At 65.5% G+C, this 13,489-nt stretch carries 12 protein-coding genes; 6 read left to right on the top strand and 6 right to left on the bottom strand.

The genetic code is table 11. The features are described 5' to 3' along the window. Window positions 1–166 precede the first annotated feature (166 nt). The 3 genes from IYW40_RS16795 to IYW40_RS16785 all read left to right on the top strand — a co-directional run bounded on the left by IYW40_RS16795 (window position 167) and on the right by IYW40_RS16785 (window position 3,779). Window positions 167–880 carry a DUF1007 family protein gene (locus IYW40_RS16795; protein ID WP_196401454.1) on the top strand — a complete coding sequence of 238 codons (714 nt, stop codon included), beginning with the start codon at window positions 167–169 and terminating at the stop codon, window positions 878–880. Then, window positions 877–1,881 carry a high frequency lysogenization protein HflD gene (locus tag IYW40_RS16790; protein ID WP_196401453.1) on the top strand — a complete coding sequence of 335 codons (1,005 nt, stop codon included), beginning with the start codon at window positions 877–879 and terminating at the stop codon, window positions 1,879–1,881. Before IYW40_RS16795 ends, IYW40_RS16790 begins: the two co-directional genes overlap by 4 nt. 140 nt (window positions 1,882–2,021) lie before the next feature. Then, the gene (locus IYW40_RS16785) at window positions 2,022–3,779 is read left to right on the top strand and encodes an AMP-binding protein (protein ID WP_196401452.1); all 1,758 of its coding nucleotides are present in this window, start codon (window positions 2,022–2,024) and stop codon (window positions 3,777–3,779) included. A gap of 8 nt (window positions 3,780–3,787) precedes the next feature. Here IYW40_RS16785 and IYW40_RS16780 read toward each other — a convergent pair whose 3' ends face one another. From IYW40_RS16780 to IYW40_RS16765, 4 genes are read right to left on the bottom strand one after another with little or no spacing between them, the layout of a single operon-like run. Next, window positions 3,788–5,059 carry an adenosylmethionine--8-amino-7-oxononanoate transaminase gene (locus tag IYW40_RS16780; protein WP_196401451.1) on the bottom strand — a complete coding sequence of 424 codons (1,272 nt, stop codon included), beginning with the start codon at window positions 5,057–5,059 and terminating at the stop codon, window positions 3,788–3,790. Continuing rightward, window positions 5,056–5,691, bottom strand: a complete 636-nt coding sequence (gene bioD, locus IYW40_RS16775) for a dethiobiotin synthase (RefSeq protein WP_196401450.1) — start codon at window positions 5,689–5,691, stop codon at window positions 5,056–5,058. The genes IYW40_RS16780 and bioD overlap by 4 nt, the downstream gene beginning before the upstream one ends. Continuing rightward, a complete protein-coding gene (locus IYW40_RS16770; RefSeq protein ID WP_196401449.1) occupies window positions 5,688–6,821 on the bottom strand; it encodes an 8-amino-7-oxononanoate synthase in 1,134 nt (377 codons plus the stop codon). The genes bioD and IYW40_RS16770 overlap by 4 nt, the downstream gene beginning before the upstream one ends. A 17-nt stretch (window positions 6,822–6,838) precedes the next feature. After that, on the bottom strand, window positions 6,839–7,183 hold the full coding sequence (locus IYW40_RS16765; RefSeq protein ID WP_196401448.1) for a ClpX C4-type zinc finger protein: 345 nt from the start codon (window positions 7,181–7,183) through the stop codon (window positions 6,839–6,841). A gap of 152 nt (window positions 7,184–7,335) precedes the next feature. Between IYW40_RS16765 and IYW40_RS16760 the strand changes: the two genes are divergently transcribed. The 3 genes from IYW40_RS16760 to IYW40_RS16750 are packed head-to-tail and all read left to right on the top strand — an operon-like array spanning window position 7,336 to window position 11,532. Continuing rightward, window positions 7,336–7,821, top strand: a complete 486-nt coding sequence (locus tag IYW40_RS16760) for an isoprenylcysteine carboxylmethyltransferase family protein (protein ID WP_196401447.1) — start codon at window positions 7,336–7,338, stop codon at window positions 7,819–7,821. Window positions 7,822–7,859: 38 nt separating this feature from the next. Next, the gene (locus IYW40_RS16755) at window positions 7,860–10,613 is read left to right on the top strand and encodes a heavy metal translocating P-type ATPase (RefSeq protein WP_196401446.1); all 2,754 of its coding nucleotides are present in this window, start codon (window positions 7,860–7,862) and stop codon (window positions 10,611–10,613) included. A 31-nt stretch (window positions 10,614–10,644) separates the two neighbouring features. Then, complete coding sequence (locus tag IYW40_RS16750; RefSeq protein ID WP_196401445.1) at window positions 10,645–11,532, top strand: NAD(P)-dependent oxidoreductase; 888 nt, start codon at window positions 10,645–10,647, stop codon at window positions 11,530–11,532. A 2-nt stretch (window positions 11,533–11,534) separates the two neighbouring features. Here IYW40_RS16750 and IYW40_RS16745 read toward each other — a convergent pair whose 3' ends face one another. Further along, window positions 11,535–12,461 carry a nickel/cobalt efflux transporter gene (locus IYW40_RS16745; protein WP_196401444.1) on the bottom strand — a complete coding sequence of 309 codons (927 nt, stop codon included), beginning with the start codon at window positions 12,459–12,461 and terminating at the stop codon, window positions 11,535–11,537. 380 nt (window positions 12,462–12,841) lie between these two features. After that, window positions 12,842–13,489, bottom strand: a 648-nt coding sequence (locus IYW40_RS16740) for a methane monooxygenase/ammonia monooxygenase subunit B (protein WP_246720873.1), incomplete at its 5' end; no start/stop codon positions are given.

Here is a 13,489-nt window from a genome sequence, read left to right as displayed (position 1 = left end):
GGACTCTTGCGCTCACACGCTAAAGCAAGGATCAACCCGTGAACGAATCCGGTTTAAAGACCCAGCTGGTCGCGGCCTTCCGCCGCAGAGGCGCCCAGTAGCGCCGATTCTATATCCGCCACCTTATGCCACACGGAAGCGCCTTTTCAAGGACGGATCTGCTAGCATGCACAGGCTCGAAGCGGGAGCCTGCGCCGCGTTTTCGCCGCCTTCGCCGCCTAAGCGCGAGACTCGCATGAAGCTGAAAATCAACTCGGTTCTCATCCTTTTGACCATGGCGACGGGTATTGGCGCGGCCTCGGCCCATCCGCATGTCTGGGTCGCGGTGCGCAGCGAAGTCGTATTCGCGCCAGACGGCAAGATCGCGGGCGTTCGGCACGCCTGGGAATTCGACGAGATGTATTCGGCCTATGCCGTACAGGGGCTCGGCAAGGACGGCAAGCCGCCCACCCGGGAAGAACTTGCGCCGCTCGCCAGGACGAACGTCGAGTCGCTGGCCGAATTCGAATTTTTCACCTTCGCCAAGCAGAACAGCGCCAAGCTCGCGTTCAAGCAGCCGGAAAATGTGGCGCTCGAAGCCAATGACAAGAAGATCGTCACCCTGCGCTTCTTCCTGCCGCTGGAGACGCCGATCGCGGCCAAGAAGCCGTTCTCCTTTCAGGTCTATGACCCGACCTATTTCGTCTCCTTCGCACTGGAAAAGAAGGATCCCGTGACGCTCGCGGGAGCGCCGGGCGGATGCTCGCTCAGTCTCGTCGAACCTGCGCCGCTCGTGGCGACTGAAAACCAGAAACTGAGCGAAGCGTTCTTTCAGAACATGTCGCCAGGCGCCGATTTCGGCATGAAGCTGGCGACCCGCGCGATCGTGGCCTGTCCGTGAAGATTGGGCAGAGGGCGGTTTGGCTCGGCGTCACCGCCGCGGCGCTGGCCGTGATCGCCGCCTCATCGGCCTGGGGGGCGCCGCGCCATCCATTTGCGGTCGGCGCGCAAGAGTCGACCGCGGCGGCGACGGGCGTCGCCGGGCTCATCCTGGCGTGGCAGAGCAAGTTCCACGCTGAGCTGCACGCAGCCGTGCGCGCGCTGAAGACCGATTCTTCCGCGTTCTTCGCGCTCGCTGCGGCGAGTTTCGCCTATGGCGCTTTTCACGCCGCAGGCCCCGGCCACGGCAAAGCGGTGCTTGCATCCTACATGCTCGCCAATGAAACGGCGCTGCGCCGTGGTCTGCTGCTCGCGGCGCTCGCCGCGCTGCTGCAAGGACTGGTCGCCATCGCTGTCGTCGGCGCGGCGGCGGCGTTGTTCCGGGCGACCGCGAATCAGATGAGCGACGCGACCCACTTCATCGAGCTTGCAAGCTATGCGGCGGTCGCGGCGCTCGGCGCGCGCCTCGCCTGGGTGAAAGGCCACGCGCTATCGGCCGCCCTCCGCATGCCCGCAATCGCCCCGACGGCGCGCGGCTTCGTTTGCGAGGCCATCGACGACCCGACGCATGTGCATGACGCGACCTGCCGCCACGCGCCGGACCCTTCGACGTTGGGAGGACCGAAGTTTCGCCTCGCCGACGCCGCCGCGACCGTCGTCGCCGCCGGCCTGCGCCCCTGCTCGGGGGCCATTCTGGTGCTGGTCTTCACCCTGTCGCAGGGGCTTTTCGCCGCCGGCGCCGGGGCGGTCATCGCCATGTCGGCGGGAACGGCGATAACGACGAGCGCCCTCGCCGCGACGGCTGTTTACGCCAAGAGCGCCGCGGTGCGGTTTGGCGCGAAGGATTCACGGCGCGCGGTCATCATCGCCCGCGGCGGCGAGTTCGTCGCCGCAATTCTCGTACTAGCGCTCGGCGTTTCGCTGCTCTTCGGCCTCGGGCCGGCGCCACCCGGGACGGCGTGACGCGGCTCGCGGCGACGCAACATAATGATTGCGGCGGGGATGGCCTCATTCGACGCGAGACGCGCTATCTTGAACAAGAACACACAGGCGCAGCGGACGATTCGCGTCGCGCGCTTCACGCCCGCGAAGTCGAGGACGACATGACCAGCGCAGAAAAAATAGAGGACCCTTACGTCAAGCGGCCCTGGCTTTCGTCCTACCCCGCTGGCGTCCCGGCGGACATCGACGAATCTTCCTATTCGACGCTGGTCAATATGTTCAACGCGAGCGTTGCGGAATTCGCCGACAGGACCGCGATGGAGAGTTTCGGCGCGACGCTCACCTTCGAGGAGCTCGGCCGCGCCGCGGTGGCCGTCGCCGCCTGGCTGCAGACGCGCGGATTAAGAAAAGGCGATCGGGTCGCGATCATGTCGCCCAACGTCCTCGCCTATCCAGCGACCCTCTTTGGCGTCTTGCTGGCTGGCGGCGTCGTTGTGAACGTCAATCCGCTGTACACGCCGCATGAGCTCGAGCACCAGATGAACGACTCCGGCGCGCGCTTCTTGTTCGTGTTCGAAAACTTCGCGCATACGGCGGCCGCCGCCTGGCCGCACATGAAAATCGAACGTGCGGTGATCATGAAGCCCGGCGATCTGATGGGGCTGCGCGGACTGATCGTCAATTTCGTCTCGCGCTGGGTCAAACGCATGGTCCCCGCCTATCGGCTGCCCGGCTGCGTCGGCTTCGCGCATGTGTTGCAAGCCGGCGGCGAGGAGCCATTCAAGCCGCCGCAAATCGGGCCGGACGATATCGCCTTTCTGCAATACACCGGTGGCACGACCGGCATCGCCAAGGGCGCCATGCTGCTGCATCGCAACGTCGCCGCCAATGTCGAACAGTCGTGGACCTGGCTGAAGCCCTACCTCGAAGGTAAGCCGCTGATCATGGTGACGGCGCTGCCGCTCTACCATATTTTCGGACTGACCGCCTGCCTGCTGCTTGTGGTGAAGACCGGCGGTTGCTGCCTGCTGATCGCCAATCCTCGCGACATCAAGGGACTGATCGCGACGCTACGGAAATCGAAATTCACGTTGTTCTCCGGCGTCAACACGCTCTATGCGGCGATCGCCGACCATTCCACCGCCGGCTCGGTCGACTATTCCAATCTTCTCCTGACCATCTCCGGCGGGATGTCGACCCAGGAGGTCGTGGCGCAAAAGTGGAAGGCCTTGACGGGAAGGCCGATCGTCGAAGGCTATGGGCTGACCGAAACGTCGCCGATCGTGACGGTCAACAAGCCGACGATCGCCGAATTCACCGGCGCGATCGGCTATCCGGCGCCGTCGACGGAAGTTACGTTGCTTTCGCCCGAAGGCGACCCCGTTCCGCTTGGCGAGCGCGGCGAACTCTGCGTCAAGGGCCCGCAGTTGATGGGCGGCTACTGGCGCAGGCCGGATGAGACGGCGAAAGCCCTGACCCCCGACGGATTTCTCAAGACTGGCGACATTGCGGTGATGGCGCCGGACGGGCTCATCAAGATCGTCGATCGGCTGAAGGACATGATCCTCGTCTCGGGATTCAACGTCTATCCAAACGAAGTCGAATCCGTCCTCGTCGAACACCCCAAGGTGAAGGAAGCAGCGGTCGTCGGCGTGCCGAACGAACATTCCGGCGAAGCGCCGATGGCGTTTGTCGTGGCGCGCGACCCGAGCCTCACGCGCGAAGAGTTGCGCGCTTTCGCGCATGAGCAACTGACGAGCTACAAGGTTCCGCGTCATTACGAATTTCGCGAGAGCCTGCCCAAGAGCACCGTCGGCAAGATTTTGCGGCGCGCGCTCAAGGACGAATTTCTCGCGCGCAAGAATACCGTCGCCGATGAGGGACGCGGCAAGAGCGTGCGCACCGAACTCAAAGGTTGACGATCGCACTATGCAGATCCGCCGAAGCAATCGGCCGCCTCGCTGATCGCGTCATAGACGAGATCGAGTTCGGCCGCCTCGACGCAGTACGGCGGAAAGACATAGATCGTCGGCCCGAGCGGGCGCAGCACGAGTCCACGCGCATTGAAGAAGCGCATGAGATCGAGCGCGATCGTCGCCAGATAGCCGCCGTCCGCGACATTGAGATCGAGCGCCGTGACGATTCCGAGCTGGCGGGCGTTCGAGAAGCGCGCGTCATTGGCAAAGCGCGCAAGCCGCGTCGCCTGCATGTCGCACAGCGCCGCGACGCGGGCGGCGGGTTCGCCCGTCGCCCAGACGTCGAGATTGGCGAGCGCCGCCGCGCAGGCGATCGGATTGGCGGTGTAGGAGCTCGAATGAAAAAAGGCGCGGGCGCGCTCCGGCGATAGATGCGCCTCGAAAATTTCGCGTTTGCACATGGTGACGGCGAGCGGCAGCGCGCCGCCGGTGAGGCCCTTGGCGTAGCAGGCGATGTCCGGAACGACGCCCGCCTGCTCGCAGGCGAAGAGCGTTCCGGTGCGGCCGAACCCGGTCATCACTTCATCGGCGATGAACAGCACGTCGTAACGGGCGCAGATGCGCTTCATCTCCGCGAGCGTCTCGGCGCCGTAGATAAGCATGCCGCCCGCGCCCAATATCAGCGGCTCGACAAGCAAGGCGGCGGGTCTGTCGCGGCAGGCGCGCTCCAGCGCGTCGAGCGTCTCCTGCTCGCGCCCGCGCGAGGGGAAGGGAATGCGCGAGACCTCGTAGAGCAGCGGCTCGTAAGGCGCGTTGAAGGGCGAACGCGCGCCGACGGACATCGTGCCGATCGTATCGCCGTGATAGCCGTGTTCGAGCGCGACGATGCGCGTGCGCGCTTCGCCGCGATTGCGCCAGAAGCCGAGCGCCATCTTGATCGCCACTTCGACGCAGGTGGAGCCGCTGTCGGAATAGAACACATAGTCGAGGCCCGGCGGCGTCAGCGCCACAAGGCGCCGCGCCAGCGCTTCCGCCGGCTCATGGGTGAAGCCGGCGAAGATGATCTGATCGAGCCGCTCGGTTTCTTCACGGATCGCCTGCATGATGGCAGGGTGGCGATGGCCGTGGGTGATGACCCACCAGGACGAAATAGCGTCGAGAAAGCGCGCGCCGTCTTCGGCTTCGAGCCAGGCGCCTTCGGCGCGCGCGATCTTGAAGGCGCCGGGCTGCAGCGCATGCTGCGTGAACGGCCGCCAGACCGGGGACTCTGTGACGATGCTCATGCGCCGCTCCCGAAAGCGTCGCGCGCGATCGCGGCGTTAAACGCCGCGCCGAGCGTCTTTTTATTCAGAGGATCGAGCTTCGGCAGACGGCCAAGAATGCGCGCGCCGCCGATCGTCTCGATCGAATGTTGCGCATCGGCGTCGGCGTCGCCCACGAACATGATTCCGGTGATCGAGATTCCGCGTCTGCGCAATGCTTCAAGCGTGAGCAGGCTGTGATTGATCACGCCAAGTCGCGTGCGCGCGACGAGTATGACCGGCAAGCGCCAGCGTTCGAGCAGATCGACCGTCAGCGCGCGGTCGCTGAGCGGCGTCAGCACGCCGCCGGCTGTCTCTATGATCAGAGGACCGTCGCACGGCGGCGGGTTCAGCGCGGCGGCGTCGATTTCGACGCCCTCTTCGCGCGCGGCAAGATGCGGCGAGGCCGGTCGACGCAGCCGCCAGGCTTCCGGGAAAATGCGGTCAGCCGGCGCGCCCGAAAGACGCGCGACGATCTGCGAGTCCGTCTCGCCATCGAGGCCCGACTGCACCGGCTTCCAATAATAGGCGTCAAGCGCGCCGACGAGCGCGGCGGAGACGACGGTCTTCCCGACGCCCGTATCCGTTCCCACGATCACGAAGCGGCGCTTCATGGTTCGAGCCTCGCGAGTTCTTCGCCAAGATGCGCGATCATGCGCGCGACGTCATCTTGGCGCGCATGCAGCGTCAGCGCGATGCGCAAGCGAGCCGAGCCGTTCGGCACCGTTGGCGGACGGATGGCGCGAATGTCATAGCCATGCGCCTGCATGCGCGCCGCAAGAGTCGTCGCGCGGACGTCGGCGCCGACGATGACGGGCTGGATCTGGCTGCCCGAAGGTTCGATCGCGCAGAGCCGCCGCAGCTCGGCGCCGGCGAAATCGATGCGCGACATCAGCTCGGCGCGCCGATCGTCGGCCGCTTCGATGATCTTGAGCGCCGCGCGCACGCAAGCGGCCATAACGGGCGAAGGCGCAGTCGCGAAGATAAAGGACCGGCAGCGGTTGACCATGAAGTCGCGCAGGACGCGCGGCAGACAAAGCAGACCGCCGGCGACTCCCAGCGCTTTGCCGCATGTATGCAAAGTGACGACGTTCTCCGCGCCTTCAAAACGCGCGGCGAGTCCGCGGCCGCCTGGACCATAGACGCCCGTCGCATGCGCCTCGTCGATCAGGAGGAAGGCTTCGTTTCGCTCGGCGAGCGCGAACAGATCATCGAGCGGCGCCTTGTCGCCGTCCATGCTGTAAAGGCTTTCCACAACGATCCAGATTCGCCCGGTTCCGCCCTTTTCGCGCCAGGCGCGGATCGCGTCCTCGGCGGCGCCGACGTCATTATGGGGGAACTTCGCATTCGGCGCGCGCGCCAATCGCATGCCCTCATGGGCGCTGGCGTGCGCGAGCGCGTCATAGAGTATCAGATCTTCGCGCTGCGGCGCCGTCGAGAGCAGCGCTTCGTTGGCGGTAAAGCCGCCGCTGAAATACAGCGCGCTTTCCGCGCCAAAAAAACGCGCCGCTTCCTCTTCCAGCGCTTCATGCTCCGGATGATTGCCGCGCAACAGCCGCGAACCGCCGGCGCCAACGGGAACGCCGCGCGCGAGCGCTGTCGTCACGGCCGCGGCGAGTTCCGGCGACTCGGCGAAAGCCAGATAGTCATTCGACGCGAAATCCAATCCGGCGCGCGAAGCGAGCGCGCGCAGCCTGCCGCGCGCGGCGAGGCTCGCAAGATCTTGCGCGTAGCGCTCAAGCATGAAGGGCCGATGCTCGATCAGGAGAAACGCTCCCAGGCGGCCTGTCGGGAAACGCCCAGGACCTTGCCGATCGCCGTCCAGCTCACCTCGCGTTTGCGAAGCGCCGCGACTTGCGCGTGAATCAGTGAATGCAGCGCCGCCACGCTGGCCTCGCTCGCCTTGATCGAGGTCAACAGCTGCTCGTCGGTGAGGTCGTCCCAGCTTTTGAACGGCGAAGGCGCGGCGTCAAGGATCTTGTTGCAGACCCCCACGCAATCTTCGCAAATGTAGCCGCCGGCCGCGCCGCCGATGAGCCGCGCGACCTGCGTCTCCGACTTCTTGCAGAATGAGCAGCGCAGCTTACGTTTGGGCAAGGCCAGCATGACAGCTCTCGCATGTCCAGGGCGATTAGGCGTCAAGCCGATCTTGACGGCCTGCAGGACCGCCGTCAAGTCATCCTTGACAAGGGTGCACTTGAAACGCGCGCCCCGAACCGCGATCTAAAGAGAAGCGTTTTCCACCGATAGGAGCCGCGATGAACGCGCAGATCGGCGCAAACGCGCCCCCTTCCCGCATTCCCTGGCCGCCGATTTTGATGGGGCTGACGCTCGCCGCCGGGCTGGCGCTCGACGCCGCGACAGGGGCTTCGCTCATCGATCGCGCTTCCTCCCCGCTGCCGCAGGTCGCCGGCGCAGCCATTGTCGTCCTCGCGCTGGCCAATGACGTCTGGTGTTTTCGCATTCTCTCGCGCCATCAAACGACGATCATGCCGCATCGCGCCGCGTCCTTTCTCGTGACTGAGGGGCCGTTCGGCTTTTCGCGTAATCCGATCTATGTGTCTCATGTCGCCCTGATCTTTGGACTTGGTCTCTTCCTCGGCTCGCCCTTCACGCTGTTGTTAACGCCAGTTCTCGCTTTTGGGCTGACGAAACTGGCGATCGAGCCTGAAGAGCGGCATCTTCTTGGGAAATTTGGCGACGGCTATCGGTCCTATATGGCGCGCACGCGGCGGTGGCTTTAAACTGATGCATTGAGGGCGTTGTGAATGAGGCGGCAAGTATGAACGCTCAAACTCCTTTACCGGGCGGCGAACGCCTTGACTTCGCCGTCCAGGGCATGACCTGCGCCTCCTGCGTGTCGCATGTCGAAAAGGCGCTGGCGCATACGCCGGGCGTTAACGCCGCCAGCGTCAATCTCGCGACTGAACGGGCGGAAGTTTCGCTGGCGCCGGGGGCGAGTCTCACGCAACTCGTAAAATCGGTCTCGGACGCGGGCTACGAGGCGGTCGTCGAGACGATTGAGATCGGAGTCGGCGGCATGACCTGCGCCTCCTGCGTCTCGCATGTTGAAAAGGCGCTCGGCGCCGTTCCAGGCGTGCTCGAGGCGAAAGTCAATCTCGCGACCGAACGCGCGACCGTGCGCGCGCTCGCCGGGCCTGGCCTGACAGACCGCCTGCGCCGCGCGATTTCACAGGCGGGTTATGAGCCGCGCGCCATCGAATCCGATTCCGGCGGCGCCGATCGCGAGAGGATGCGACGTGAGGAGGAGATGCGCGCGCTGCGCTTCCGCCTCATCGTCGCCGCGGCTCTGACGGCGCCGATCTTCGTGATCGAAATGGGCGGGCATCTCATTCCCGCCGTCCATCACTGGACGATGGGCGTGATCGGCGAGGCGAGGATCCGCGAGATTTCCTTCCTGCTCGCCAGCGTCGTGCTGTTCGGGCCGGGTCTTGTTTTCTTCCTCAAGGGAATTCCGTCGCTGTTGCGGCGCCAGCCCGACATGAACGCCCTCGTCGCCACGGGCACGCTCAGCGCCTATCTCTACTCGGCCGTTGCGACCTTCGCGCCCCAGGTGCTGCCGGCCGGCTCGGTGCATGTCTACTATGAAGCGGCGGTCGTCATCGTCACCCTGATCCTGTTCGGCCGCTATCTCGAAGCGCGCGCCAAGGGCCGCACGTCGGAGGCGATCCGCGCGCTGGCGCGGCTTCAGCCGAAAACCGCCCGCGTCGAGCGCGACGGCGCCACCGTCGACGTCGACATCGATGACGTGCGCGTCGGCGATATCGTTCTGGTGCGGCCGGGCGAGCGCATTCCGACAGACGGCGTCGTCACGCAGGGCGCGTCCCATGTCGATGAATCGATGGTCACCGGCGAGCCGACGCCCGTCGCCAAGAGGACGGGCGCCGCCGTCACCGGGGCGACCGTCAACGGCTCCGGCGCGTTCTCATTTCGCGCCACCCGCGTCGGCGCCGATACGACCCTCGCCGGCATCATCCGAATGGTCGAGCAGGCGCAGGGCGCCAAGCTGCCGATTCAGGCGATGGTCGACCGCGTCACCGCCGTCTTCGTTCCCGCTGTTTTCGCCGTCGCGGCGCTGACCTTCGTCGTCTGGATGCTGATCGGTCCGGAGCCGCGACTGACCTATGCGCTCGTCAACGCGGTCGCCGTGCTGATCATCGCCTGCCCCTGCGCCATGGGGCTGGCGACGCCGGCGGCGATCATGACCGGCACCGGCCGGGCGGCGGAGCTCGGCGTGCTGTTTCGCAAGGGCGAAGCCCTGCAGACGCTGCGCGACGTGACCCTCATCGCCTTCGACAAGACCGGCACGCTGACGTATGGCAAGCCGCGCCTGACCGATCTCGTCGCGACGCCCGGTAAGAACGAGAACGAACTCCTGCGGCTTGCCGCGAGCGTCGAGGCGCAGTCCGAACACCCCGTCGGCGCGGCGCTGGTCGTCGCGGCCAAGGCCGCGGACCTTTCGCTTTCGCCCTGCGCCGACTTCAAATCGATCGCCGGCATGGGGGTCACGGGACTCGTCGACCGCAAGACCGTCGCCATCGGCGCCGAGCGCTTCATGACGACGCTCGGCGTCGACGCGACGCCCTTCGCGCAAGACTCCCAGAGGCTCGCCGAGGAAGGCAAGACGCCGCTTTACGTCGCGGTCGACGGCAAGCTTGGCGCCATACTCTCCGTCGCCGACGATCTGAAGCCGACGAGCCGCGCCGCGATCGACGCGATCCATTCGCTCGGCGTCAAAACCGCGATGATCACCGGCGACGACGCGCGCACGGCGAAAGCCATCGCCGCGAGACTCGGCATTGACGAGGTCGTCGCCGGCGTCCTTCCCGACGGAAAAGTCGCGACGCTCGAACGCCTGCGCGAGGCCAACAAAATCGCCTTCGTCGGCGACGGCGTAAACGATGCGCCGGCGCTCGCCGCCGCCGACGCCGGGATCGCCATCGGCACGGGAACCGACATTGCGATCGAAGCCGCCGACGTCGTGCTGATGTCGGGCGATCTCGCCAAGGTGCCGGCGGCGCTCGCGATCTCGCGCGCGACGATGCGCAACATCCAGCAGAACCTGTTCTGGGCGTTCGGCTATAACGTCGTGCTCATACCGGTCGCGGCGGGCGCGCTCTATCCCGTCAACGGCATGCTGCTCTCGCCGATGTTCGGCGCGGCGGCCATGGCGCTGTCGAGCGTTTTCGTGCTGACCAATGCGCTGCGCCTGCGCCGTTTCAAGGCTCCGGTCATCGCAAGCGCCGACGTTGCCGCGCAAGCGACGCCGATCGAAACGCAGGCGGCGGATAAGGAATTCAAGGAGGAAGCAATGACAACATTCAATGTGCAAGACATGACCTGCAATATGTGCGTGAAACATGTCACCAAGGCGGTGCAAGCCGTGGAGCCGAACGCCGACGTGAAGGTCGATCTCGCCACCGGCAAAGTCGACGTCACGCCCGCGCCCAAGGACGCCCAGGCGCTCGCCAAGGCGATCAGCGACGCGGGCTATCCGGCGCAGGTCGCCGCGTGAGTTTCGCGACGAACCACGGCGCGGGCGCGACATGACGCCGACAACGACGCGCTCGCTCGCCGGCAAGACGCTCTTCATCACCGGCGCGAGCCGAGGCATTGGCCTCGCGATCGCGATGCGCGCCGCGCGCGACGGCGCGAATGTCGTCGTCGCGGCGAAGAGCGTGACCGAAAACCCAAGAATTCCCGGCACGATCTACACGGCGGCGGCGGAGATCGAAGCGGCGGGCGGACAGGCGCTCGCCCTGCCCTGCGACATTCGCTTCGACGATCAGGTCGAGGCGGCGGTCAGTCAGGCCGTGTCGTGCTTCGGCGGGATCGACATCCTCGTCAACAACGCCAGCGCCATCGATCTGCGCGGGATCGAGGCGCTCGAGATGAAGCGCTTCGATCTGATGCATCAGATCAACGCGCGCGGAACCTATCTGTGCTGCAAGGCGGCGTTGCCGCATCTGCGCCAATCCGCCAATCCGCACATCCTGACGCTGTCGCCGCCGCTCGATTTGAACCCGAAGTGGTTTTCTCCCAACCTCGCCTACACAATGTCGAAATATGGGATGAGCCTCGTGACGCTCGGCCTCGCACGGGATCTCGCCGCCGACGGCGTCGCGGCGAATTCGCTATGGCCCGAGACCGCGATCGCGACGGCCGCCGTGGGCAATCTTCTCGGCGGCGACGAACTGCTGCGCCGGTCCCGAAAGCCCGAGATCGTCGCAGACGCCGCGCACGCCATTCTGGTCCGTCCCGCGAAGAGCTGCAGCGGGAATTTCTTCATCGACACGGAGGTCCTAAAGGAAGAAGGCATGACCGACTTCTCGACCTACGCCGTCGATCCCAGAGTAGACGCCGTGCTCGACTTTTTCCTCGACGCGCCGATCACCGCAAAGGTGACGAAGTCGGCGTTTCACCTCGGCAAATAACGCTACCCCAGCGCGGCTGCGCCCACTGCAATCGTATAGGCGCCGACCGCGGCGACGATCGCGCCTGAAACATACGGGGCGCGGGCAGCCAGCGCTTCCAATCCTGGCCAGCGCGACGCGGCGTGACGCATGCCGAGCGCCGCCGCCACCCCGACAAGCACGAGGGTCAGCGCCAGACCGACGCTGAAGCAGAGCACGAGAAGCGCGCCGAGCCCGATGCGGCCGACCTGCATGCAGAGCAGAAGCACGGTAATCGATGCGGGACAGGGGATGAGCCCACCCGTCAGGCCGAAGAGAATGATCTGTCCGGTCGTCACCCGGCGACTGGCGAAGCGCCGCTCGATATCCAACGCATGTTCGCGCTCATGCGCGTCAGCGTAGACGGTGGGATCGACGTCGAGAAGCTCGCGCTCGAATTCCTCTTCCTGATGGCTATGCGGAACGCCGCCGTCATCGGTGTGAACATGGGCGTGAACATCGCCGTGAACATGGTCTCCGTTGTGCGAGTGGCCATGCGCCGCGCTGGCGCCGGCCGGAAGCGTTCCGCTCTCATGCGCCGGCCCCGTCAGGGCTGCCGCGGCGGCGATATCGCGCCAGCTTCGCCACATCATCCAAACAGCGACGGCGATGATCAACGCGCCAGAGACAATCTGCAGATAGGGTTCGTTCGCCTCGACGTTCAGTTGCGCGCCGAGATAAAGCCCGGTCAGCGCCACGGCCCAGACGATCGCCGTATGAGAAATTGTCGCCGCGACGCCGAGCAGCACCGCTTGCGCCACCGTGCCGCGAACCGCGACGATGAACGCCGCCATCATCGTCTTCGAGTGGCCCGGCTCGAGTCCGTGCAGCGCGCCTAAGGCCACCGCGCTCGGCGCAAAAATCCAGGCGTTCGCCGCGCCGGCGCGGAAGACTTCGGAGAGGTCGGACATCGTGTTCGCCGTGGGCTCCTCAGGCGCGATGCCGAGGCGATGGAAGGGGCTGGCCTCTCGGCGGCGCTCAAATGCTCCGCCCGTCTCGAGGCAGCCTTAACCACCGTATTTTATAGTGAGCGTCGCCTGATGAAACAAGCGCCAGCAGAAGCAGAGAAATAGAAGCGGCACGACGCCAAAGGCGCGAATGTTCGCGTTATGCAGGATTTCGCCGGGGGCCTGCAGAACGCCGCTCGACGCTCAGCGAGCGCCGTCGCGCGGAAGGCGCGTCGTCATCAGAAGCCGCGCCTGGTTTGCGCGACGGGCCGCACGGGGCGGCTGCAAACGAAAACCCCCGGCCTTTTGGGCCGGGGGCTTTTATTTCAATTCGTCAGTATCGCTTAGGGCATATCGCCGGCGACGAACTTCGGAATGACCGGTCCGCCGATTTCGGCCGCAAAGCGGCGACCCGTCGGCGAGAAGAACATCAAGAGGCCGCCGATCTGGCTGTCGGTGTCGTAAGCCAGGTCAGACAGACGCTCGATGTCCCAACGCGCGTCCTGCACCTTCACGGCGATTTCCTTCGTCTCGCCCGGCGCGATCGGAGTCGCGTCCGTCGACAGACCGCGGTCGGCCAACAGATAGTCCGGGAAGTCGGGCTTCGTCGTGAACACGTCAGGGTTCAGGAAGCGCAGGCCGGCCGCCGTATATTCGCCAAGGCGAAGCGGCTCGGAGGTCGTGTTCGTGACCTTGACGTTGATCGTCAGCTCACGGCCAGGAACCTTATAGACGCCGCCGTTCAGATCGGCCGTCACGCGCTCCTTGCCGACGCCCGCCGTGCCGTCCGTAACGAGCGGCGTCAGAGGCTTCTGCAAGCCCGCCTGAAGCGGGATCGTGCGCGGGAAGGTCGAGTTCGTCACAGCGTAGCCGACGATCGTCGCCAGAATGGTCAACGCCAGCACAATCGCGCCAATCCGCTTGTCGTCGTCGGTCACCTGCTCGTCAACCTTGCCGGTGGCGACACGGAGATACGAAGCGATGATGCCCTT

The organism is Methylocystis sp. H4A, assembly GCF_015709545.1.
Lineage (GTDB): Bacteria > Pseudomonadota > Alphaproteobacteria > Rhizobiales > Beijerinckiaceae > Methylocystis > Methylocystis silviterrae.
Note: the sequence above shows the minus strand (reverse complement) of the source record. Positions and strands in the feature narration are given on the sequence as shown.

Excerpts from the sequence above, each read along its gene's own strand:
- IYW40_RS16795 (WP_196401454.1), top strand. The coding sequence starts at position 167 with ATGCACAGGCTCGAAGCGGGAGCCTGCGCCGCGTTTTCGCCGCCTTCG.
- IYW40_RS16785 (WP_196401452.1), top strand. The coding sequence starts at position 2,022 with ATGACCAGCGCAGAAAAAATAGAGGACCCTTACGTCAAGCGGCCCTGG.
- IYW40_RS16780 (WP_196401451.1), bottom strand. The coding sequence starts at position 5,059 with ATGAGCATCGTCACAGAGTCCCCGGTCTGGCGGCCGTTCACGCAGCAT.
- bioD (WP_196401450.1), bottom strand. The coding sequence starts at position 5,691 with ATGAAGCGCCGCTTCGTGATCGTGGGAACGGATACGGGCGTCGGGAAG.
- IYW40_RS16770 (WP_196401449.1), bottom strand. The coding sequence starts at position 6,821 with ATGCTTGAGCGCTACGCGCAAGATCTTGCGAGCCTCGCCGCGCGCGGC.
- IYW40_RS16765 (WP_196401448.1), bottom strand. The coding sequence starts at position 7,183 with ATGCTGGCCTTGCCCAAACGTAAGCTGCGCTGCTCATTCTGCAAGAAG.
- IYW40_RS16760 (WP_196401447.1), top strand. The coding sequence starts at position 7,336 with ATGAACGCGCAGATCGGCGCAAACGCGCCCCCTTCCCGCATTCCCTGG.
- IYW40_RS16755 (WP_196401446.1), top strand. The coding sequence starts at position 7,860 with ATGAACGCTCAAACTCCTTTACCGGGCGGCGAACGCCTTGACTTCGCC.
- IYW40_RS16750 (WP_196401445.1), top strand. The coding sequence starts at position 10,645 with ATGACGCCGACAACGACGCGCTCGCTCGCCGGCAAGACGCTCTTCATC.
- IYW40_RS16745 (WP_196401444.1), bottom strand. The coding sequence starts at position 12,461 with ATGTCCGACCTCTCCGAAGTCTTCCGCGCCGGCGCGGCGAACGCCTGG.